This window comes from Pseudomonas sp. CCI1.1, assembly GCF_034348165.1.
In the GTDB taxonomy this organism is placed as follows: Bacteria; Pseudomonadota; Gammaproteobacteria; order Pseudomonadales; family Pseudomonadaceae; genus Aquipseudomonas; species Aquipseudomonas paracarnis.
In genome coordinates this window covers 2,592,445-2,616,840 of record NZ_CP133780.1, presented here as the reverse complement: position 1 = coordinate 2,616,840, position 24,396 = coordinate 2,592,445, and the positions used below count along the sequence as shown (strand labels likewise).

Annotated in this window: 11 protein-coding genes; 7 read left to right on the top strand and 4 right to left on the bottom strand. The window is 62.6% G+C overall.

Translation table 11 applies throughout. The features are described from left to right. The first annotated feature begins 68 nt into the window (after positions 1–68). The gene (locus RHM69_RS11600) at positions 69–857 is read left to right on the top strand and encodes a substrate-binding periplasmic protein (RefSeq protein ID WP_200645911.1); all 789 of its coding nucleotides are present in this window, start codon (positions 69–71) and stop codon (positions 855–857) included. Between the two features lie 514 nt (positions 858–1,371). Here the strand turns inward: RHM69_RS11600 and RHM69_RS11595 are convergent. Continuing rightward, a complete protein-coding gene (locus RHM69_RS11595; protein WP_014719314.1) occupies positions 1,372–1,923 on the bottom strand; it encodes an RNA polymerase factor sigma-70 in 552 nt (183 codons plus the stop codon). A 301-nt stretch (positions 1,924–2,224) separates the two neighbouring features. Between RHM69_RS11595 and RHM69_RS11590 the strand changes: the two genes are divergently transcribed. From RHM69_RS11590 to RHM69_RS11580, 4 genes are all read left to right on the top strand, one after another. Beyond that, positions 2,225–2,977, top strand: a complete 753-nt coding sequence (locus tag RHM69_RS11590) for a thioesterase II family protein (protein WP_038451030.1) — start codon at positions 2,225–2,227, stop codon at positions 2,975–2,977. Positions 2,978–3,028: 51 nt separating this feature from the next. Beyond that, on the top strand, positions 3,029–4,792 hold the full coding sequence (locus tag RHM69_RS31075) for an AMP-binding protein (RefSeq protein WP_416151974.1): 1,764 nt from the start codon (positions 3,029–3,031) through the stop codon (positions 4,790–4,792). A gap of 9 nt (positions 4,793–4,801) precedes the next feature. Then, positions 4,802–15,925 carry a non-ribosomal peptide synthase/polyketide synthase gene (locus RHM69_RS11585; protein WP_416151976.1) on the top strand — a complete coding sequence of 3,708 codons (11,124 nt, stop codon included), beginning with the start codon at positions 4,802–4,804 and terminating at the stop codon, positions 15,923–15,925. Between the two features lie 151 nt (positions 15,926–16,076). After that, a complete protein-coding gene (locus RHM69_RS11580; RefSeq protein ID WP_130175211.1) occupies positions 16,077–18,791 on the top strand; it encodes a hypothetical protein in 2,715 nt (904 codons plus the stop codon). A gap of 63 nt (positions 18,792–18,854) precedes the next feature. On the opposite strand, the gene dsbG is transcribed toward RHM69_RS11580, so the two are convergent. Genes dsbG through dsbD form a run of 3 tightly spaced genes read right to left on the bottom strand, consistent with a single transcriptional unit; the run spans position 18,855 to position 22,164 of the window. Continuing rightward, positions 18,855–19,616, bottom strand: coding sequence for a thiol:disulfide interchange protein DsbG (gene dsbG / locus RHM69_RS11575; protein WP_058410215.1), 762 nt, complete (start codon positions 19,614–19,616; stop codon positions 18,855–18,857). Next, positions 19,592–20,437, bottom strand: a complete 846-nt coding sequence (locus RHM69_RS11570) for a TlpA disulfide reductase family protein (RefSeq protein ID WP_200600105.1) — start codon at positions 20,435–20,437, stop codon at positions 19,592–19,594. The genes dsbG and RHM69_RS11570 overlap by 25 nt, the downstream gene beginning before the upstream one ends. Next, positions 20,437–22,164, bottom strand: coding sequence for a protein-disulfide reductase DsbD (gene dsbD / locus RHM69_RS11565; RefSeq protein WP_020302231.1), 1,728 nt, complete (start codon positions 22,162–22,164; stop codon positions 20,437–20,439). Before dsbD ends, RHM69_RS11570 begins: the two co-directional genes overlap by 1 nt. A gap of 175 nt (positions 22,165–22,339) precedes the next feature. Between dsbD and RHM69_RS11560 the strand changes: the two genes are divergently transcribed. Beyond that, the gene (locus RHM69_RS11560) at positions 22,340–23,020 is read left to right on the top strand and encodes a response regulator (RefSeq protein WP_014719307.1); all 681 of its coding nucleotides are present in this window, start codon (positions 22,340–22,342) and stop codon (positions 23,018–23,020) included. Continuing rightward, on the top strand, positions 23,020–24,339 hold the full coding sequence (locus RHM69_RS11555; protein ID WP_014719306.1) for an ATP-binding protein: 1,320 nt from the start codon (positions 23,020–23,022) through the stop codon (positions 24,337–24,339). Before RHM69_RS11560 ends, RHM69_RS11555 begins: the two co-directional genes overlap by 1 nt. Positions 24,340–24,396: the final 57 nt, after the last annotated feature.

Sequence of the window (24,396 nt, the reverse complement as noted above, 5' to 3'; positions counted from 1 at the left end):
GAAAGTTGTCTCCCCCAGTAAAAACGCCTAGCTTATCGGCATTGAACTCTTCAACGGTGTGTGCCTCGATGTTTTCGCCATGGCGGCTGGCTGCAGGACTTACTTTATGGGCACTGGGCACCGCCGCGTGGACGCAGGCTGGTGCCGCGCAGTTGGTGAGAATCGGCGCGGCGCATTTTCCGCCCTACACCGTACGCCCTGAACAAGGCGCCGACACCGGGTTGCTGCCGCAATTGGTCGAGGCGTTGAACGCTGCGCAAACCGATTACCAGTTTGTGGTGGTGCCTACCTCGATCCCCCGGCGTTTTCGTGACTTCGAGCAAGGCCGGGTCGACATGGCTATCTTCGAAAACCCTTCCTGGGGTTGGCAGAATATTGCCCATACCAGTGTTGATATGGGGCTGGAAGATGCGGAAATCTTCGTTGCCCAGCGCCAACCCGGGCGTGACCAGAGCTACTTCGCCGACCTCAGCGGCAAGCGCCTGGCGGTATTCAGCGGGTATCACTATGCCTTCGCCGACTTCAATCCCGATCCCAAGAACATGGCCGAGAGTTTCAACGCGACGTTGACCTATTCCCATGACAGTAACCTGCTGATGGTTGCCCGTGGGCGTGCGGATATTGCGTTGGTTACCCGTTCGTACCTGAGTGATTTCATGGTGCGCAACGCGGACATGGCGGGGCAGTTTTTGGTGTCGGAGCGTATTGACCAGGTGTATCACCACTACGCGTTGTTGCGGCCAAAGACACCGATCACGGGGGAGGCGTTTTCGGCGTTGCTCAAGGGGCTACGCAGCAGTGGGCAGATGCTGAGGATTTTTGAGCCGTATCGTATTGATGTGACGCCACTGCCCTAGATCGCAGTAAATAAGATCCTTTGGGCTCAGTGGGGTCAACTGTGGGAGCTGGCTTGCCTGCGATGACGGCCTGCCAGCCGACACCTATCTACCTGACACCCCACAATCCAACTGTGGGAGCGGGCTTGCTCGCGAAGGCGGCCTGACAGGCGACACAGTTGGATTGTGTACATATCCATTCCTGCGGTAACGGCCACTTAGGGTTCCGCTCTGACAGCGGCTCACTTTTGAAAGGAGCCCAAAAGTAAGCAAAAGGCTCTTGCCCCACCACTCGGCACCTCGCTTAGGCTCGGTGTGCCCGAACACAGGCTTGAATCCGTGGGCCGCCGCCACGCGCCATCCATGGCGCGGGGCGGCTACCCCGGCGTCCTGCCGGGTTACCCACGAATTCAAGCCTGCGTTCGGCCAGCGTGGTTTAACGGGGCGCCTGAGATCAAGATCAAAAGCAGATCAAGAGCGACTCGCTTCGCATCGTGGTTACCGTGGGCCCTTACCCAGAATGTCCTCGCTGTGCTCAAACCCGCCGCGCAAACGTATCGCTATGACTACCCGACACCTTGCGGCAATGCACCAGCGCATCGCGAATCATGAAGTTCACCAAGGTCGGAGACACCCCAAGCTCCTTGGCGATGTCTTTTTGCGGCACGCCATGCAAGCGGTACATCTCGAACGCGTAGCGGGTACGCTGGGGCAGTTGCGTCAGGGCGTCGGCGATGTTTTCCAGGGTGTTGAAATTGATGTGCGAGGTTTCCGGTGAAGCGCCGTGAATAACCACATTCAAGCCTTCCTCTTCGGTCCCGGAGTATTTGAGCTCCAGGGCCTGCTTGCGGTAATGATCGATCGCCAGGTTGCGTACGATCTGAAACAGATAACTCAGTTGGGCCTTGAACGATGAGGTGATGGTCGGCGCCGACTGCAGCCGGAAGTAGGCGTCCTGCACCACGTCTTCGGCGCGGGAGCGGCACCCGGTGATACGGGCCGCGATCTTCACCAGAATCAGTCGATTGTCGACGAACGCCTGGAGAAGGGGTGAATCGCACCTGCCTGTGGATACTGGTTCCGTCATGGAAATCACCTTGCTGCGAATAGGTTAGGGGAGGGCATCCCTGCTGAGGCCTCCTACATATCGGGCAACAAATTATGCTTAATGATAATGATTGTCAAATGAGAAGACGAACTAATCTTATGCCTTGGGCAAAGGTGTGAACCACGTCTCGCTCCCCCCCGGCGACTAATTATTTGAAGGCTCCGTCCGTTCTCATGGGTGACAGGTTCGTTAGTACAACGGCCAAGGATCAGCACCCGCAGGAGGACCAGATGGGTTTTTATCGTGCATTCAGCGTGTTTCAGTTCGGAGTCCTCGCGGGATGAGTACGTCCCTGCGGCTGCGCCTGTTTTGCCTGCCCCACTCAGGCGCCAGCGCCTCGGTCTACGCCCGCTGGCGCCGGGTGCTGCCGGACTGGCTGCAAGTGTGCCCGCTGGAATTGCCGGGACGCGGCATGCGCATGGACGAGCCATTGCAGCGCGATATCAAGGCCTTGGCCGCGCAGCTTGCTGAAGAAATCAGCCGTGATCTGGATGGTCCCTATGCCTTGTTCGGCCACAGCCTTGGCGGGCTGTTGGCGTTTGAATTGGCTCACGCTTTGAACGCGCGCAATCTGCCCGCGCCCCTGGCGTTGTTCGCGTCCGGCACGGCGGGCCCGGCGCGTCGTGATGTGAGTGAGTACGCCGTCGAAAAGACCGATGCCCAACTGATTGCCCGCCTGCGGCAATTGCAAGGCACCGCCGAAGAAGCCCTGGCCAACCCCGAGCTGATGCAACTGATGTTGCCGATCCTGCGCGCCGATTTTCTGCTGTGCGGCAGTTTCACCTATGGCGAGCGCCAGCCCCTGGCGCTGCCGATCCATGTGTTCGGTGGCAAGCAGGACAGCGTGCGTGCCGACCAGTTGCTCGACTGGCAACTCGACGCTGCCAGTGGGTTTTCCCTGGACATGTTTGACGGCCATCACTTCTTCCTCGTGCAGCACGAAAGCGCCGTGCTGCGCTGCGTGCGTCGCTATGCCGACGAGCACTTGGCGCGCTGGCGCATTGGCGCGGCGCGGCAGCTCGTCGCCGGCTGAACCCCACCGACTTCCCGAATTTCCCGTAAGCCGATTTCAGGCAGGAACCCCATGATGGACGCCTTCGAACTCCCCCGCACCCTGGTCCAGTCCCTTCAACAGCGTGCTGCGCAGACGCCGGACCACGTGGCGTTGCGCTTCCTCGCCGAGAGCGCCGAGCACAGTGTGGTGCTCAGTTATCGCGACCTCGACCAACGCGCCCGCACCATCGCCGCTGCCTTGCAAGCCAACGCTGGCCTGGGCGAGCGTGCGGTGTTGCTGTTCCCCAGTGGCCCGGACTATGTGGCGGCGTTCTTTGGTTGCCTGTACGCCGGGGTGATCGCGGTGCCGGCGTATCCACCGGAATCCACGCGCCGTCATCACCAGGAGCGCCTGCTGTCGATCATCAGCGATGCCGAGCCGCGGCTGCTGTTGACCATTGCCAGCCTCAGCGAGGGCCTGGCGCAGATTGAAAACGCGCCCAAGGTGTTGAGCGTCGACACCCTGGAGGCGCAGCAGGCCGACCAGTGGGTCGAGCCCGACCTCAAGGCGGACGACATCGCGTTCCTGCAATACACCTCCGGCTCCACCGCATTGCCCAAGGGCGTGCAAGTCAGCCACGGCAACCTGGTGGCCAACGAGGTGCTGATCCGCCGTGGTTTTGGCATCGACCTCAACCCCGATGACGTGATCGTCAGCTGGTTGCCGCTGTACCACGACATGGGCCTGATCGGCGGCCTGCTGCAACCGATCTTCAGCGGCGTGCCCTGCGTGTTGATGTCGCCGGCCTACTTCCTTGGCCGACCTTTGCGCTGGCTGGAGGCGATCAGCGAATACGGCGGCACCATCAGCGGTGGCCCGGACTTCGCCTACCGCCTGTGCAGCGAACGGGTCAGTGAGTCGGCCCTGGAGCGCCTGGATTTGAGCCGCTGGCGCGTGGCCTATTCGGGTTCCGAGCCGATCCGCCTCGACACCCTGGAACGCTTTGCGGAAAAATTCGCGGCCTGTGGTTTCACCCCGAATAATTTCTTCGCCTCCTACGGCCTGGCCGAAGCCACCCTGTTTGTCGCCGGCGGTACCCGTGGCCGTGGCATTCCCGCCCTGCGCCTGGACGAACAGGCGCTGGCCGCCAACCGTGCCGAACCGGGGCAGGGCCCTGCGATCATGAGTTGCGGCACCAGCCAGCCGGACCACGCCGTGCTGATCGCCGACCCGCACACCCTCACCGAGCTGCCCGACCAGTGCGTCGGCGAACTCTGGGCCACGGGCCCGAGCATCGCCCACGGCTACTGGCGCAACCCGCAAGCCAGCGCCAAGACCTTCGTCCAGCATGCTGGCCGCACCTGGTTGCGCACCGGTGACCTGGGTTTTATCCGCGACGGTGAGGTGTACATCACCGGGCGCCTGAAAGACCTGCTGATCGTGCGCGGCCATAACCTCTACCCCCAGGACATCGAACAGACCATCGAGCGCGAAGTGGAAGTGGTGCGCAAGGGCCGGGTCGCCGCGTTTGCGGTCAATGACCAGGGCCTGGAAGGCATCGGCATCGCCGCGGAAATCAGCCGCAGCGTGCAGAAAATCCTGCCGCCCGAAGCGCTGATCAAGGCGATCCGCCAAGCCGTGGCCGAGGCCTGCCAGCAAGCCCCGAGCGTGGTGGTGCTGCTCAACCCAGGCGCTTTGCCGAAGACCTCCAGCGGCAAAGTGCAGCGTGCCGCCTGTGCGATTCGGCATGCCGATGGCAGCCTCGACAGCTACGCGCAGTTCCCCGGGCAGCAGGGGCAGGCGAGCGAAGTGGCGCTGGAATCGGACCTGCAACAGCGGATCGCGGCGATCTAGTGCGAGCAACTGCAACTGGCCCAGGTGGCGGGCGACGACCACTTTTTCCTGCTGGGGGGCAACTCCATCACCGCGACCCAAGTGGTCGCCCGCCTGCGCGAAAGCCTGGGGCTGGAGCTGAACCTGCGCCTGTTGTTCGAAGCGCCGACCCTCGCCGCCTTCGCCACGGCCGTCGCGCAGCTGCAACAGGATGGCGGTGTTGCCCAAGGCGCAATCCACGTGCTGTCACGTCAAGAAGACTTGCCCCAATCCCTGGCACAGAACCGCCTGTGGATCACCTGGCAATTGGACCCTCACAGCAGCGCCTACACCATTCCAGGCGCCTTGCACCTGCGCGGCGAGCTGGATGAAGACGCACTGCGCCAGAGCTTCCAGCAACTGATCCAGCGTCACGAAGCCCTGCGCACGCGCTTCTACGAGCGCGACGGCCAGGCGTTTCAGCGTGTCGAGGCTACGGCGGATTTCGAACTGTCGATCATCGACCTCAGCGACCTGCCCAACACCGAGCGCGAAGCCCGTGCGCAAGAGGTTCGCGAAGACCAGGCGCGCAGCCCGTTCGACCTGGAAACAGGCCCGTTGCTGCGGGTCACCCTGGTGCGCCTGGACGACGAAGAGCACCAATTGCTGGTGACCTTGCACCACATCATTGCCGACGGTTGGTCGCTGAATATCCTGATCGACGAGTTCTCGCGCCTGTACGCCGCTGCCGCCCAAGGCCAGTTCCTGGAGTTGCCGCCGCTGGCCTTGCAATACGCCGACTACGGCAGTTGGCAGCGCCAATGGCTGGCCGAAGGCGAGGGCCAGCGACAGCTGACGTACTGGAAAGCGCAGTTGGGTGACGAGCATCCGGCCCTGAACCTGGCCACCGATCACCCGCGTGCCGCCCAGCATCGGCACAGCGCCTCGCGCCATCGCCAGCGCCTGGATGCGCGCCTCAGTGCGGCGATCCGCCAGACCGCCCAGGCCCATGACTCAACGCCGTTCATGCTGCTGCTGGCGACGTTCCAGACCTTGCTCTATCGCTACAGCGGCCAGCGCGACATCCGTATCGGCGTGCCCAATGCCAACCGCCCACGCCATGAAACCCAGGGCCTGATCGGCTTCTTTATCAACACCCTGGTACTGCGCGCCGAGCTGGACGGGCGCCTGCCGTTCAATCAGTTGTTGGCCGCCACCCGCGAGACCACATTGGCCGCCCAGGCCCATCAGGACCTGCCCTTCGAACAACTGCTGGAAGCCTTCCCCCAGGCCCGCGAACAGGGCCTGTTCCAGGTCATGTTCAACCACCAGCAGCGCGACCTCAGTGCCTTGCGCCGCCTGCCGGGCCTGCTGGCCGATGAGTTGCCCTGGCACAGCCGCGAAGCCAAGTTCGACCTGCAACTGCACAGCGAAGAAGATCGCAATGGGCGCTTGAGCCTGTCGTTCGACTACGCCGACGAGCTGTTCGATTGCGCGACCATCCAGCGTCTGGCCGAGCACTTCATCCATCTACTTCACGCTGTGTGCGCGCAACCACAACACGCCATCGGTGATCTGCCGTTGATGCAGGCTGACGAAAAGCAACCCTGGAGCGAAGCCCCCTGCGCGCCGGCCCGGCACTGGCTGCCCGAGCTGCTCAACCAACAAACGTCGGACGCCACCGCATTGGTCTGGCAGGACGGCAGCCTGACCTTCGCCCAACTGCACACCCAGGCCAACCGCCTGGCCCATTACCTGCGCGACAAAGGCGTCGGCCCGGACGTGTGCGTGGCCATCGCCGCCGAGCGTTCGCCGCAACTGCTGATCGGCCTGCTCGCCATCATCAAGGCCGGTGGCGCCTACGTGCCGCTGGACCCGGATTACCCCGCTGAACGCCTGGCCTACATGCTCAAGGACAGCGGCGTGCAACTGCTGCTCACCCAGACCGCCTTGCTCCCCCAACTGCCCAGCGCCGAAGGCGTGTGCGTGATTGCCATGGACAGCCTGCATCTGGACAGCTGGCCGACCCAGGCGCCAGGCTTGCACCTGCACGGCGATAACCTCGCCTACGTGATCTACACCTCCGGTTCCACCGGCCAACCCAAAGGCGTGGGCAACACCCACGGCGCCCTGGCCGAGCGTTTGCAGTGGATGCAGGCCACCTATCAACTGAACGAAACCGATGTGCTGATGCAAAAGGCGCCGATCAGTTTCGACGTGTCGGTGTGGGAATGCTTCTGGCCACTGATTACCGGCTGCCGCCTGGTATTGGCCGGGCCGGGCGAACATCGCGACCCGCACCGCATCGCGCAGCTTGTGCAGGAACATGGGGTGACCACGCTGCACTTCGTGCCGCCGCTGTTGCAGCTGTTTATCGACGAGCCGCTGGTGGCCGAATGCACCAGCCTGCGTCGCCTGTTCTCCGGCGGCGAAGCCTTGCCCGCCGAACTGCGTAACCGCGTACTGGCGCGCTTGCCAGCGGTGCAGTTGCACAACCGCTATGGCCCGACCGAAACCGCGATCAACGTCACCCACTGGCAGTGCGCAGCCTCGGATGGCGAGCGCTCGCCGATTGGCCGGCCGTTGGGCAATGTGATCTGCCGCGTACTGGACGAGCAACTCAACCCGCTACCGGCCGGTGTGCCGGGCGAATTGTGCATCGGCGGTATCGGCCTGGCGCGGGGTTACCTGGGCCGTGCCGGGCTGACGGCCGAACGTTTTGTCGCCGACCCGCTGGGCGCGGCGGGCGCCCGCTTGTATCGTACCGGTGATCGTGCGCGCTGGAACGCCGATGGCGTCCTCGAATACCTCGGGCGCCTCGATCAGCAGGTCAAACTGCGAGGGTTCCGGGTGGAGCCGGAAGAGATCGAAGCGCTCCTGCTGGCCCTGGGCGGCATCGCCCAGGCCGTGGTGCTGGTGCGTGATGCCCAGTTGATCGGCTACTACACCGCCGACACCGAACTGGATGAGCAAAGGGTCAAAACCGCCCTGGCCGCCGAGTTGCCGGAGTACATGGTGCCCGCGCTGCTGATGCGCCTTGACGCCATGCCTCTGAGCCCCAGCGGCAAGCTCGACCGGCGTGCCTTGCCAGAGCCGGTATGGCAAACCCGCGAACACGTCGAACCGCACACACCTTTGCAGCTGCAAATCGCCGCGATCTGGCGCGAGGTGCTTGGCCTGCCACGCATCGGCCTGCGCGATGACTTTTTCGCACTCGGCGGGCACTCGTTGCTGGCCACGCAAATCATCTCCCGCACCCGCCAGGCCTGCGACGTCGAACTGCCCCTGCGCACGCTGTTCGAAGCCAGCGAGCTGGGCGATTTTGCCCAGCAGGTCGGGCTGATCCAGGCGGCGGGCCAGCGCAACCAACAGACTGCCATCGCCAAAGTCGACCGCAGCCAGCCGGTCCCCTTGTCCTATTCCCAGCAGCGCATGTGGTTCCTCTGGCAGATGGAACCGGACAGCCCGGCCTACAACGTCGGCGGCATGGCGCGCCTGCGCGGCGTGCTGGATGTGGGGCGTTTCGAGGCCGCCTTGCAGGCCTTGATCATGCGTCACGAAACCCTGCGCACCACTTTCCCAAGTGTCGATGGTGTGGCCTGTCAAAAGGTCTCGGCGCAAACCAATGTGCGCATGGACTGGCAGGATTTCTCCGCGCTGAATGAGCCGCAGCGCCAGCAGCGTTTGCAGCAACTGGCCGATGTCGAGGCGCACACGCCGTTCAACCTGGAAACCGGGCCGCTGTTGCGCGCCTGCCTGGTCAAGGCCGGCGAGCAGGAACATTACCTGGTGCTGACCCTGCACCATATCGTCACCGAAGGCTGGGCCATGGACATCTTTGCCCGTGAACTCAGCGCCTTGTATGAAGCCTTTATCGACGAGCGCGACTCACCGCTGCCAGCGTTGCCGGTGCAGTACCTCGACTACAGCGTATGGCAACGCCAGTGGATGGAAGCCGGTGAGCGCCAGCGTCAGCTGGACTACTGGACCGCCCAACTGGGCAACGAACACCCGTTGCTGGAATTGCCCGGCGACCGTCCACGGCCACCGGTGCAAAGCCACCGGGGCGAGCTGTACCGGTTTGATTTGAGCGATGAGCTGGGCGCCCGCGTGCGAGCCTTCAACGCCCAGCACGGCCTCACGCTGTTCATGACCATGACCGCGACCCTGGCGGTGTTGCTCTACCGCTACAGCGGCCAGACCGACCTGCGCATCGGCGCGCCAGTGGCCAACCGTATCCGTCCGGAAAGCGAAGGCTTGATTGGCGCGTTCCTCAATACCCAGGTGCTGCGTTGCCAGCTCAACGGGCAGATGCAGGTCAGCGAGCTGTTCGAGCAGGTGCGCCATACCGTGATCGAGGGCCAGTCCCACCAGGACCTGCCGTTCGACCATCTGGTGGAAGCCCTGCAACCGCCGCGCAGCGCGGCGTACAACCCGTTGTTCCAGGTGATGTGCAACGTGCAGCGCTGGGAATTCCAGCAAAGCCGCCAACTGGCTGGCATGACCGTGGAGTACCTGGCCAACGATGCGCGGGCGACCAAGTTCGACCTCAACCTGGAAGTCACCGACCTCGACCATCGCCTGGGTTGCTGCCTGACCTACAGCACCGACCTGTTCGACGAGCCGCGTATTGCGCGTATGGCCGAGCATTGGCGCAACTTGCTTGAAGCGTTGGTCGCCGATCCTGGCCAGCGCCTGAGCGAATTGCCGTTGCTGAGCGCAGATGAACAACGCGCCTTGCAAGACAGCCTGGGGGTGGAGAAGGGCGAGCATCGCCTCGACCAGTGCATCCATCAACTGTTCAGCCAGCAGGCCAGCCAGCGGCCGGAGGCCCCGGCGCTGACCTTTGCCGGTGTGACCCTCTCGTATGCGCAACTGGATGAGCGCGCCAACCGCCTGGCCTGGATGCTGCGCGAGCGTGGCGTGGGCCCGCAGGTGCGCGTGGGCCTGGCGCTGCCGCGTTCGCTGGAAATGGTCATCGGTTTGCTGGCGATCCTCAAGGCCGGCGGTGCCTATGTGCCGTTGGACCCGGAATACCCGCTGGACCGCCTGCATTACATGATCGAAGACAGTGACATCGGTCTGCTGCTCAGTGATGCGGCCCTATTCGAAGCTCTTGGTGAGTTGCCGGCGACGGTGGCGTGCTGGTGCCTGGAGGATGACTCGCCGGTGCTGGCGAATTACCCCGCCGAAGCGCTGCCGTTCGTGAGTCTGGCGCAACACCAGGCGTACCTCATCTACACCTCGGGTTCCACGGGCAAGCCCAAAGGCGTGGTGGTGTCCCACGGTGAGATCGCCATGCATTGCCAGGCAGTGATCGAGCGCTTTGATATGCGCCCGGATGACTGCGAGCTGCACTTTTACTCGATCAACTTCGATGCTGCCACCGAGCGTTTGCTGGTGCCGCTGCTGTGCGGGGCGCGGGTGGTATTGCGCGCCCAGGGCCAGTGGGATGCCGAAGAGATCTGCGCGCTGATCCGTACCCATCGCATCAATGTGCTCGGTTTCACCCCCAGCTACGGCAGCCAGTTGGCGCAGTGGCTGGCGACCCAGCAACAGACACTGCCGGTGCGTATGTGCATCACCGGTGGCGAAGCCTTGACCGGCGAACACCTGCAACGCATCCGTGCGGCGTTTACGCCCCAGCTGTTCTTCAACGCCTACGGCCCCACCGAAACCGTGGTGATGCCCCTGGCCAGCCAAGCGCCCGAGCAGTTGGAGGAGGGCGCTGGCAGTGTGCCGATCGGTAGCATCGTCGGCGCGCGCGTGGCTTACATTCTCGACGCCGACCTGGCGCTGGTGCCCCAGGGCGCCAGCGGTGAGCTGTATATCGGTGGCGCCGGCCTGGCCCAGGGTTACCACCAGCGGCCGGGGATGACGGCGGAGCGCTTTGTCGCAGACCCGTTTGCTGGCAAGGGCGGGCGCCTGTACCGCACCGGCGACCTGGTACGCCAACGCGCCGATGGCCTGGTGGAGTACCTGGGGCGCATCGACCATCAGGTGAAGATCCGCGGTTTTCGCATCGAACTGGGCGAAATCGAAACGCGCTTGCTCGAACATGACGCTGTGCGCGAAGCGGTGGTGCTGGCACTGGATGCGCCGAGCGGCAAGCAATTGGTGGCGTACCTGGTCAGCGATGCCGAGCACGCCGCCTTGCGCGACGCGTTGAAGGCGCACCTCAAGGCGCAACTGCCGGACTACATGGTGCCCGCGCATTTGATCGTGCTGCAGAGCATGCCGCTGACCGCCAACGGCAAGCTAGACCGCCGCGCCTTGCCTGAGCCGGACCCAGAGGCCAATCGCCAAGCCTACGTCGCGCCCCGCAGCGAGCTGGAACACAGCCTGGCCGCCATCTGGTGCGCGGTGCTGAACGTGGAGCAAGTGGGCCTCGACGATAACTTCTTTGAACTGGGCGGCGACTCGATCCTGTCGATCCAGGTGGTGAGCCGGGCGCGCCAGGCCGGGATTCATTTCAGCCCCCGTGACCTGTTCCAGCACCAGACCGTACAGAGCCTGGCTGCCGTGGCGACTCGCTCGGAGCTCATCATCGCCGAGCAAGGATTGCTGACCGGCCCCTCGGGCCTCACGCCGATCCAGCACTGGTTCTTCGACACCGACATCCCGGCTCGCCAGCACTGGAACCAGGCGTTGGTGCTCAAGCCACTGCAACTGCTCGATGCCCATCGCCTGGAGCAAGCGCTGCTGGCCGTGCTGGAACACCACGACGCGCTGCGCTTGAGCTTTACCCCGCGTGGCGCGCAATGGCATGCCGAGCACTTGGGCGTGCCGGAAGGTGGCGTGCTGCTGCAGGCGCAGGTGCGCGACATGCAGGCGTGCACGGCGTTGTTCACCGACACCCAGCGCAGCCTCGACCTGGCACAGGGGCCGCTGTTGCGCGCCTTGCTGGTGGACGGGCCGCAAGGCCAGCAGCGCTTGCTGATCGCCATCCATCACCTGGTGGTGGACGGCGTGTCGTGGCGCGTCCTGCTGGAAGACCTGCAAAACGTTTATCGCCAACTCAGTGAAGGCCAGTCCGTCAGCCTGCCGGCCAAGACCAGCGCGCTGCGCGATTGGGCTGCGCGCTTGCAAGCCTATGCCCACAGTGAGTCCTTGCGCGAAGAGTTGAGCCTGTGGCAAGCGCAATTGGCTGGCCCGGCCGTGGCCTTGCCGGTGCAGCGTCCCCAAGGCGCACGGCGCAATAGCGATGCCGAAACGGTCAGCGTGCGCCTGGATGCCGAGCGCACCCGGCAGTTGCTGCAACAGGCGCCGAGTGCCTATCGCACCCAGGTCAACGACCTGTTGCTGACCGCCCTGGCCCGCGTACTGTGCCGCTGGAGCGGGCAGGCCTCGGCACTGATCCAGCTGGAAGGCCATGGCCGCGAAACCTTGTTCGATGACATCGACCTGACCCGCAGCGTGGGCTGGTTCACCAGTGCCTATCCGTTGCGCCTGACGCCGCAGGCCGAGCAGGGCGACTCGATCAAGGCGATCAAGGAGCAACTGCGTGGTGTGCCCCATAAAGGCTTGGGTTATGGCGTGCTGCGTTACCTGGCCGATGACCTGTGCAAACAGAGCATGGCCGCCTTGCCGAGCGCGCAGATCACCTTCAACTACCTGGGCCAGTTCGACCAGAGTTTCGGCGCTGACGCGTTGTTCCATCCGCTGGAGGAAACCGCCGGTCTGGCCCATGACCCGGATGCGCCGTTGCCCAATGAACTGAGCATCGACAGCCAGGTCTACGGCGGCGAGCTGGTGCTGCGTTGGACGTTCAGCCGTGAGCGTCATGATCAGCAGGTGATTCGCGATCTGGCCGAGGCTTACCTGGCCGAATTGCACAGCCTTATCGCCCATTGCCTGCAGGATGATGCCGGCGGCCTCACGCCGTCCGACTTCCCCCTGGCACACCTGACCCAGGTGCAACTGGACGCCTTGCCGGTACCCGCCAGCGCCATCGAAGACGTCTACCCGCTGACCCCGATGCAAGAGGGCCTGCTGCTGCACACCCTGCTGGAGCCGGGCACCGGCCTGTATTACATGCAGGACCGCTACCGCATCAACAGCGCCCTGGACCCGGAGCGTTTTGCCCAGGCCTGGCAAGCGGTGATCGCCCGCCACGAAGCCTTGCGTGCCTCGTTCTGCTGGAACGTCGGCGAAGACATGCTGCAAGTGATCCACAAGCCCGGCAGCACGCCGATTGAGTACCTGGACTGGAGCACCGACCCGCAGGATGAGCAGGAGCCGCGTCTGCAAGCCTTGCTCAAGGCCGAGCGCGAAGCCGGCTTTGACCTGCTCAATCAAGCACCTTTCCACTTGCGCCTGATCCGCGTGGCCGAGGCGCGCTACTGGTTCATGATGAGCAACCACCACATCCTGATCGATGCCTGGTGCCGTTCGCTGCTGATGAATGACTTCTTCGATATCTACACAGCCCTGGGCGAAGGCCGCGATGCGCAACTGGCCGCGCCGCCGCGCTACCGCGACTACATTGCCTGGCTGCAACGCCAGAACCTCAACGAAGCGCGCCAGTGGTGGCAGCAAAACTTGCAAGGCTTCGAGCGCGCCACGCCGATCCCGAGCGACCGCCCGTTCCTGCGCGAACACGCTGGTGGCAGCGGCGGCATGGTGGTGGGCGACTGCTACACCCGCCTGGATGCCCGCGACGGTGCGCTACTGCGCGAACTGGCCCAGGCGCATCAGCTTACCGTCAACACCTTCGCCCAGGCGGCGTGGGCCCTGGTGCTGCGGCGTTTGAGTGGTGATCGCGATGTGTTGTTCGGCGTCACCGTGGCCGGGCGCCCGGTGGACATGCCCGAGATGCAACGTACCGTCGGCCTGTTTATCAACAGCATCGCGTTGCGGGTAAAACTGCCCGAGGACGGCCAGCGCTGCAGCGTGCGCCAGTGGTTGAGCGCCTTGCTCGACAGCAATATGCAATTGCGCGAGTACGAATACCTGCCGCTGGTGACGATCCAGGAGCATAGCGAACTGCCCAAGGGCCAGCCGCTGTTCGACAGCCTTTTTGTGTTCGAGAACGCGCCAGTGGAAGTCTCGGTGCTGGACCGTGCGCAAAGCCTGAACGCCACCTCGGATTCTGGCCGTACCCACACCAACTTCCCGCTGACGGCGGTGTGCTATCCAGGCGATGACCTCGGTTTGCACCTGTCCTACGACCAGCGTTATTTCGACGAAAGCACCGTGCAAGGCATGCTCGCTGAATTCAAGCGCCTGTTGCTGGCGCTGGTGCAGGGCTTCCATGGTGACATGGACGAGCTGGCGCTGATGGGTGAGCAGGAACGTGAATTCCTCGTGGAAGGCTGTAACCAGAGCGCACATGCCTACCCGCTGGAACGCAGCTATATCGAGTTGTTCGAGGCGCAGGTCGCGCAGCATCCGCAGCGTATCGCCGCCAGTTGTCTTGACCAGCAATGGAGCTACGAGGATCTGAATCGCCGCAGCAATGGCCTCGGCCACGCGCTGATTGCGGCGGGTGTCGGCCTGGACCAACCGGTGGCGTTGTTGGCTGAACGTGGGCTGGATTTGCTCGGCATGATCATCGGCAGCTTCAAGGCCGGCGCCGGCTACCTGCCGTTGGACCCGGGCCTGCCGGGCCAGCGCCTGAGCCGCATCATCGACCTGAGCCGCACGCCGTTGCTGGTGTGCACCGAGGCGTGCCGTGAACAGGCCATCGAGTTGCTCGAAGGTGTCGATTGCCAGTTGCTGGTGTGGGAGGAAATTCCCGCCCGTGGTGAAAACCCAGGTGTCTACAGTGGCCCGGACAACCTTGCTTACGTGATCTACACCTCAGGCTCCACCGGCTTGCCCAAGGGTGTGATGGTGGAACAGCGCGGCATGCTCAACAACCAATTGAGCAAGGTACCGTACCTGAACCTGAGCGATGCCGATGTGATCGCCCAGACCGCGTCGCAAAGCTTCGATATTTCTGTGTGGCAGTTCCTCGCCGCGCCGCTGTTTGGCGCGCGTGTGGACATTGTGCCCAATACCATCGCCCATGATCCGCAAGGGTTGTTGGCCCACGTTCAAGCACAGGGCATCACCGTGCTGGAGAGTGTGCCGTCGCTGATCCAGGGCATGCTGGCCCAGGAGCGTATCCGCCTCGACGGCCTGCGCTGGATGTTGCCGACCGGGGAGGCCATGCCACCTGAGCTGGCCCATCAGTGGCTGCTGCGTTACCCGCAAATTGGCCTGGTGAATGCCTACGGCCCGGCGGAATGCTCCGATGATGTGGCGTTCTTCCGCGTCGATCTGGCGTCGACCCGTGGCACTTACCTGCCGATTGGTACGCCGACCGACAACAACCGTTTGTACCTGCTCGATGGCGCATTGGAACTGGTGCCCCAAGGCGCCGTGGGCGAGTTGTGCGTCGCTGGCACCGGTGTCGGTCGCGGTTACGTCAGCGATCCGTTGCGTACTGCCCAGGTCTTTGTGCCCAACCCATTTGGCGCGCCCGGCGAGCGGCTCTACCGTACCGGCGATCTGGCGCGGCGCCGCAGCGACGGCGTGTTGGAGTACGTCGGTCGGATCGACCATCAAGTGAAGATTCGCGGCTACCGCATTGAACTGGGTGAAATCGAAGCGCGCCTGCACGAACAACCTGACATCCGCGACGCGGCGGTCGGGGTTCAGGAGGGCGTCAATGGTAAGCATCTGGTTGGCTACCTGGTGGCGGCCGATGCAACATTGAACACTGGCGAGCGCCTGGAGCGCATCAAGCAACGCCTGCGTGCCGAACTGCCCGAATACATGGTGCCGCTGCATTGGCTATGGCTTGACCGCCTGCCCCTGAATGCCAACGGTAAACTCGACCGCAAGGCCCTGCCGGCCCTGGAGATTGGTCAGTTGCACAGCCAGGACTATGTGACGCCTCGCACTGAACTGGAAGCCACGTTGGCGGCTATCTGGGCTGAGGTGCTGAGGGTCGAACGGGTCGGGGTGCGGGACAACTTCTTCGAACTGGGCGGGCACTCGCTGCTGGCTACGCAGATCGCTTCACGGGTGCAGAAAACGTTGCAGCGCGACGTGCCGCTGCGGGCGATGTTCGAGTGCAGCACGGTGGCGGAGCTGGCGGAGTATATCGACGGGTTGGCGGCCAATGAGATCAGTGCCGAGAAGGTGGATCGGTTGAGTGATTTGATGGCGGAGTTGGAGGGGTTGTAAGCCAGCCGCTGGTCTGGAATACCCATTTTTTTCGGTAAAACTGTCAAATTTGACAGTAGGCAAGCTTCCTGAACCACGTGTTAGATAACCGCAGTTTCTGGCCCGCTCGGCCAGGCCCGACGGTGATCTAACGCTGGACAGGAGTCTTATCGTGGTTAAAAAAACGCTCTCTGAAAAACCTATTTCCGCTCAGGCCTCTGGCGTGTTGCAAGCGACTGAAGCGGAGTTGCCCTATGCGGTTATCCAGTACGCCACCAATAACAGTGTGCTGTATCCGATCGATGCGATCGATGGCACTACGGCGACACTGACCTTGCCGGCGAATGCCACCCATGTCACGTTCTACCTGGCGATCAAGGATCAAGAGGAGCCCGCCTTCGAGCCTGTTTCTGTCGCAAACGGGGTTGATGTCGTCGATATTCCTGCAAACTGGATCAGTTACTGCATCGGGCACACGGTATTGATCAAGTACACGGCCAATGCAGGTGGCCGAGCGTTGGAGTCCTTGACACTGGAGTTGAAAGTCCAACAGATCCGGGAGGAGCACCTGGTGGTATCAAGGCCGGTGTTTGCGCATTCCAAAGAGGAGGAGCCGAACACCTGGCGGCTGAAGATGCAGAGCTTCACTGGCGATGAAACCGTTCACATTAAGGCATGGCCAATGATTTATGTGGGCCAGCGCCTGTTTGTCACCGTCGCGGGTAATCAGCATGTCACGCCGTATCGCTTCAGATGGGTGGCGTTGGATCACGTCGTACAGCTTCATGAGGCTCATGCTGATCACGTTTTCAGGTTCTCTCTGTCGCGAGGCTGGTTATCCAGACTCAACGACTATTCGTCTATCACTGCCCATCTGGGGGTGATTTGGGACAAGACTGCGCCTGTGTTTCCCGAGCCAGGCAACCCGCTTCTGGAAAATCCGCTGCCTTTAAATGCCCAGGATTTTCACCTGCGCACGACCTCGCTCTTGCACGTAGACCCGGCCCAGGATCTGGACCCACCCCATTTGCGCGAATCGGTGGAGCTGCCTCCAGGCCAATGGCAGGTCAATCCCACCAACACGGTCAACGGTGGGCATGCCACTGTCAGTTATGAAGGCATGTATGAAGGTGACCATGTCTGTGCTTACGCGTCCGGGCCAAATTACGGGCCTGTGGCACTCGGTTGCCAGGAGGTGAAGAGCGGCGAAACGAACCTGTCATTCGATGTCGCTCCAGACATCATCGCAGCCCTTTTCAACAAGACCTTGACGCTGAACTACAGCCTTCGATTCAACAGTTACGAGCCCCAGTATTCGCCTGAGCGCTTGATCAAAGTACTTGCGCCACACCTGACCAGACCAGGCATTGAACAGGCAACGGGGAATACCTTGGACCTAAACAACTTTAGCGGGAATGCGACGGGGGTGGTGCCTGCTTGGAATTATGCGGCAGAGAAGCAATGTTGCTGGATGTGGGTAACCGGTACGCTTGAGGATGGCAGCGACTATTGTTTTTATGTGTTGGAGGGCGTGCCGCTTAAAGCTGCCTGGTTACACGATGGGGTCGATACGCCGATGGACAGGACCAAACTGCAAAAGTTGGCGGATTGCAGCGAGTTTGAGCTGCATTTTGCGGCGAACTTCGATGGCCAGTGTGCGTTGGAGCCTGCCGTTGAGTTCCGAGTTCGGACTTTCAGCATCGAGCAAGAGGCTTTGACACTACCCCCTCCAAGGGTGTGCCAAGCGGTGGATGATCAACTGACCATCTGGAATGGGCGGAACGGTGTGACGGTGCGGGTGGAGTATGAGCGGATTAGCTCCCTTCATACGATCGGGGTGAAGTGGGTCAAACCGGACGGTACGAGCCTGCCGTTGGAATCAAAACCGGGCAACAGCGATCCGGGCTATGTGGATTTCGCGATCCCGCGTGAAGCGGTGATCCAGGGTGCAGGTAAAACCATCCTGATCCATTACATAGTGACCAGTACTTGTAAGCTGGCGCCGTCGAAGACGCTTGCGTTGAAGATCAGTGTGCCGACCCGGTTGCCGACACCCGTTGTGCCAGAGGCTACGTCACCTGCTGCCCAAGGTGGGGTCCTGGATCTACGGACGTTCCCCGCAGATGCACATATAGCCGTCAATGACGAAAACTTCGATAGGGCTTGGTGGTTCGCGCTGGAAGGACAGAAAGGCTGGTTGGAATGTACCGGCACTAAGGAGGACGGTTCTTCACACACCGTTCACGTGATGACGGATGAGTTGATTACGCTGTCTGATGTGAACAACGGCCTGAAGCGTGTGTTAGCGCGTTCCGATCTGGAAGGGTTTCGCGATAAGACACCTTTGACCATTGTCTTCAAGGTGAACACTGATGGCAGTACCAGTGTGTCTGATGCGATCGAGTTTCCGGCACTGCTATTGACGCTACGCAAACGATTCAGCGATATAACTGATTTTGACCCTAGTAAAAAAGGCTGGAATGGATGGCAAAAAGGAGCGGGTGCCGCAGACCCCAGGGACATGGTTCCAAAACAAGTGGGCGGTCAACATTATTTGTTTGATTGGGGTTATACCAACACTCGAGACTTGGCTACTCAGAGAGAGAAGTTGTTCAAAGTATTCAGCGACCTGGAGATTGGCCGTACCTACACGTTCAGTGTCGACGTTCGTGATAACAGTGGCGCGCGTCCGTTGCCGATAATTGCTCTAGTCGCTTCGGGAAAAGAAATTGTCACCCCGACGCTATTGGATACACGGATCTGGAGAACGTTAAAAGGTGTGTTTACTCCGTCATCGTCTGTAGTAAGGCTCAGTATTGATAATGTGCAATTGGGGATGGGGGGTAATGATTTTGATGTGACATTGCTGGTTGTTGAGGAAGTTTAATCGGGGCCATGACGAGAATGCCTGCGTTAACACAGGCATTCTTGTTCACGAACTTAGGGCTGATTACTTCGGCCCAAGAATCTTCACCAACTTCTCCGGCGACGGCGCCCCTTGCTGCTGCTGCAACCCCCCCTTGTCATCCAGATAGAAAATCGCCGGCGTCGCCGACAACTCCAGTTCATCCATCAGCTTCATATTGGCATCAAGCTTGGCCTCGACCTCGGCCGGGATCTTTTCCAGCGCCTTGAGCTTGCTGCCCTTGCCGGCGGCTTCGTGTTCTTGCAGGGCTTTTTGCGGGTCTTTGGCGGCGAGCAGGGCGGCGGATTTGCCTGGGCTGTCTTCGCGGATGATGCCGACCATGATGTGGCGCAACTGCACCTTGCCGGCCTTCACCCACGGGCGCGCCTGTTCCCAGAACATATTGCAGTACGGGCAGTTGGGGTCGCTGAACAGGTAGACGATGCGCGGGGCATTTTTGTCGCCGTCCTGGATCCAGCTGCTGTTTTCCATCTTGGCCCAGACTTCCTTGGCCATCGGCGCGTACACCAGTTTTTCCAGGGGCGCGGTGCTCAGGTCATTGCCTTGGGCGTCGTACAGGTTGCCCGCGATCACGTGCTTGCCGTCGGCGGTCAGGTACAGGGCCATGCCACGGTTCTGGTACTGGGCGGCGTAGCCGGTGAGGCCGCTGGGGGCATCGAATTTGCCGATGATCTTGGCACCTTTGGCTTCGATCTGTTTGATCGGGGCCGGCAGGTCTTCGGCCTGGGCCAGCGTAGCGGCTAGCGTCAAAGGCAGCAGGGTCAGCAGGTGGCGGAGGCGAGGCATGTCGGTTTCCTTGTCGTGGTGTTGTCGAAGGGTTCCATGGCACGAGCCAGGCTGGCTTCGGAGAGTTCGCCCAGGTGGCTGTTGATCAGGCGCCCATCGGCTTGGTAGAACAGCGTAGTCGGCAAGGCCATGGAACCCACGGCCTGGCCGAGGCGGCCGCTGGCGTCGAACAGCACGTTGTCCAGGGTCAGGCCCTGGGTGGCCAGGTAGGTGCTGACGCTTTGCATGCTTTCGGCCTGGTTGACGAACAGGAAGGTCACGTCGGGGCGCATGCGCTGGGCGTTTTCCAGTACGGGCATTTCGCGCCGGCACGGCGGGCACCAGGTGGCCCAGAGGTTGATCACCAACGGGCCGCCTTGATAATCCGCCAGTTGCACCACCTCGCCATTGGCATTGCGCAGGGTGATATCCGGCAGGCGCGTGCCTTTTTCGTACAGACTGAGGGACAGGCTGGTCATGCCCCAGAACACCAGGCCGGTGATCACCCCGGCGCTGAGCGGCTTGCGAAGGGCCGGGCGACGCCAGCCGTACGCCAGCGCGCCGAGGATCAGCGCGATGATCCCGGGCCAGGCGAGAAAGCCGCCGTCACGCAGGTCGACCATCTCCACCCAGTCGTTGCTGTAATAACTCCAATACATCAGCACAAAACTGACCCGGGCGGCGAGCAGGCCCAGCAGGAACAGGCTGAACAGCACCGACTCCGGGTTTTCGCCGCCGTGCTTGGCCACGCGCCAGCCCACCAGGGTGGCGAGAATCAGCGCGCTGATCAGCAGCAGGTGATTCAGGGCGATGGCGAAGGTGCCGATGGTAAGGGTCAGCATCAGAGAGCGTCCCGCGTCTGGGTCCAGCGTTGCAGGAAGGCGGCGGCGTCTACTTCCCCGGTGATGCGTTGGGCGCGGCGTTCTTCACCGTCCGGGCCGATCCACACGAAGCTCGGTGGCCCTGGCACTTTGTAGCGGCCCAGCAGCTCGCGGCTGGCGGCGTTGTCGGCGGTGACGTCCAGGCGCAGCAAGCGCACGTTTTTGAGCGCGTCCATCACCTCGGGTTTGCCGAACACCTGTTTTTCCATGATCTTGCACGACACGCACCAGTCGGCGTAATAGTCCAACAGCACCCACTGGCCCTGGGCCTTGGCGCTGTCGAGTTGGCTTTGCAGTACGGCCGGGTCGTTGATCGTGGTGAAGGCATCGTGGGCGCTCGGTGCACCGGCGACCTTTGAGCCGCTGTAAACCTTCAAGGGTTGCCACAGCTCATCGCTGCCACCGGCCGCCCCCACCACCAGCACCGCGCCCCACAGGCCCAGCACCAGGGAACCGGCGCCGAACACCTTGGCCGCCAGGCCGAACTCACGGGCCAGCGCCCAGCCACAGTACGCCATCACCAGCGCCAAGGCGCCCCACAGGCCGATCCACAGGCTGTCGCCGACTACCGGGCGAATCATCAGCACCGCGGTGCCCAGGAACAGGAAGCCGAAGATGCCCTTGAGCACGTTCATCCAGGTACCCGGCTTGGGCAGGAAGCGGTTGCCCACAGTGACCAACAGCAACAACGGAATGCCGATACCGATGCCCATGGCGAACAGGATCAGGCCGCCGTGCAGCGCATTGCCGCTTTGAGCGATATACAACAGGGCGCCGGCCAGGGGCGCGGTCATGCACGGCCCCACCAGCAGGCCGGACAATGCGCCGAGCACACCGGCACCCACCAGGCTGCCACCGCTTTGCTGGCGGCTGACGTTATCGAGGCGGTCGCGCAGGAAGGCGGGCAGTTGCAGTTCAAAGAAGCCGAACATCGGCAGGGCGAGCAGCACGAACAACGCCGCAAAGCTGCCAAGGATCCACGGGGTTTGCAGCAACGCCGCCAGGTTGGCGCCGAGCAACGCGGCCATCACCCCCAGGGCGGCATACACCAGCGCCATGCACACCACGTAACTGCCGGCCAGGGCAAAGCCACGGCGCGGGCTGGCGCCACTGCCCACCACCAGGCCGGCGAGGATCGGCAGCATCGGCAACGAGCAGGGCGCAAACGCCAACAGCAGGCCCAGGCCGAAGAACACCAGCAGGCTCCACCCCAGGCTGCGCTGTTGCAGGCCGCTGGCCAGGCTTTGGTCCTGGGCTTGCGCGGTCGCGGCGACGGCCGGGTTGCCGCCCAGGTCCACGGTGATCGACTGCGGCGGATAGCACAGACCCGCATCGGCGCAGCCCTGCCAGCCGAGCTTGACCTGGCCGGTGGTGCCGGCGGGGATCTTCACTTCCAGGCCCTGGCGATAGACTTGCTGCTCGCCAAAGAACTCGTCGCTATGGGCTTCACCCTCGGGCAGCACGGGTTTTTCGGCCAGGCCGTCGAACTTCATGCGTTGCTGGTAAAGGTAATAACCGTCGGCAATCTGCCAAAACAGCTGGGTTTCGCCGCTTTCAAGACGTTCGGAGGTAAAGGCGAAGGCTTTGCCTACCGGGAGGAAGTCGGGTTTGGTTTCGAAGGGGCTGCCCGGCGCTGCCTGGGCGAATCCCGCGAACAACACCAGCAGAAAGGTAAACAGATGCCGCATGGTCAAGCCTTAGTTCGATGCAAGTGAGGCACACAATGTGTGGCGTTGATTAACCGATGATTAACCGCCGCTATTCTAGAGCGTAGGGATTGTCCGGTGTTGCGAACTTTAGCGGCATAATGCGCGCTTAATCCGTGGCTTTTCTAATCGCGCCATCTTTCATGAAGGGTTAACCATGCACGTACTGGTCTGTGAAGACGACGAACTGATCGCCAGTGGCATCGTGGCCGGCCTGACCGCCCAGGGCTTTACCGTGGAGCGCGTGGCCACGGCCTCGGCGGCGCGGGCGATGCTCAAGGCCGCGGCCTTCGACATTATGGTGCTCGACCTTGGCCTGCCCGACGAAGACGGCCTCAAGCTGCTGCAACAACAGCGCAGCCAGGGGTTGGACATTCCGGTGCTGATCCTCACCGCGCGGGACTCGGTGACCAACCGCGTCGACGGCCTGCAAGCCGGCGCCGACGACTACCTGCTCAAGCCCTTCGACCTGCGTGAACTCGCTGCTCGCCTGCAAACCCTGCTGCGCCGTGTGGCGGGACGCAGCGTCAATCTGATCGAACATGGCCGCCTGGCCTACGACCCCAGCAGCCGCGAGACCTTCCTCGGCGGCCAGCCGGTAGATTTGTCCCGGCGTGAACAGGCGTTGTTGCAGGCGCTTTTGCACAACAAGGGCCGCGTACTGTCCAGTGAACAGCTCAAGGACAGCGTCTACGGCTTCAGCGACGAACTGGAAAGCAACGCCCTCAACGTGCATATCCACCACCTGCGGCGCAAGTTGGGCAATGGCATCGTCGAAACCGTCAGGGGGCTGGGCTATCGCCTGGGCACCGCTGATGGGGGAGAAAACACGCCGTGATGAGCTTGCGCCTGCGCCTGACGTTCAAGCTGGGCGCCGCTTTTGTACTGATCTGGGTGCTGGCGGCCGCCTGGATGCTCAACGATTTGCGCAACCAGATGATGTTTTCCCTCGACCAGCGCCTGGTGGCTTCGGCGCGCATGGTAGCCGGGCTCACCGAGCAGATGCCGGGCCTGGCCAGCGTCAGCGGTGGCGCGCATTTGCGTACCGAACAACTGAATGTGCCGGGCGGCATGGCCTGCCAGGTCAGTTCGTTGCGCGGCGAGATCCTGGCGCGCAGCCATACCACGCCGGAGGAAGGGCTGGAGTCGCGCCGCAGCGGTTTTCGCGACCAGATCATCGACGGCGTGGGCTGGCGCAGCTTTACCCTGTCCCGTGGCGACTTGCTGATCACCACCGCCGACCGCCAGGTGGAGCGTGAAGCCCTCAACCTGTCGATCCTGCTGGCGGCGTCGGTGCCGGTCGGTGTGGCATTGCTGGGCTGCCTGTGCCTGCTATGGCTGGGCATCGGCCAGAGCCTGGTGCCGCTCAACCGTATGCGTGATGCCTTGATGCGGCGCAGTGCCGATTCCCTGGAACCCTTGCAGATTCACCCGCTGCCCAGTGAACTCAAGCCGTTGCTCGACACCCAGAACCAACTGCTGCAGCGCATCGCCAAGACCATCGAGCGCGAACGTCGCCTGACCGGCGACGCCGCCCATGAGCTGCGCAGCCCGTTGACCGCGATCAAGACCCACCTGCAAGTCGCGCGCATGACCGAGGGCGCGGCCCGCGACCAGTCCCTGGCGCACGCCGAGGAGGGCGCCGACCGCTTGCATCGCACCCTGGAGCAACTGTTGTTGCTGGCGCGGGTGGAGGGCAGCCTGTCGTTTGACGATGGCCTGCAATCCAGTGCCGAGGAAGTCGCCCGGTTGGCGATCCAGGATGCCAACGCCGGCGACAATTCACGCATTGATCTGATCCTGGCGCCGGATCTTTCCCCTGTTCCAGTGGCAATGCCCGTTGGCCTTGCCGTCGCGGCCTTGCGTAACCTGCTGGACAACGCCTTGCGCCATACCCCCGCCGATACCCGCGTGGAACTGCAGGTGTTTTCTACCCCGGATAACGTGGTGTTCCGCGTGCGTGACCATGGCCAGCAGATCTCCAGCGAAGACCTGCAATACCTCACCCAACGCTTTTGGCGCAATGGCAGCAGCGAAGGTTGTGGCCTGGGCTTGGCGATTGTCCAGGCGATCGTGCAGCGTTGCTCCTGCTCGCTGCACTTCGACAGCCAGCCCGATGGTATGCGGGTCGACCTGGGCATGCCGTTGCGGCGCTGAGCTGCCCTTTTCACGTGGCAAATAATTACCGCCCGCCTGAGGCTCAAGTCTTCAGGA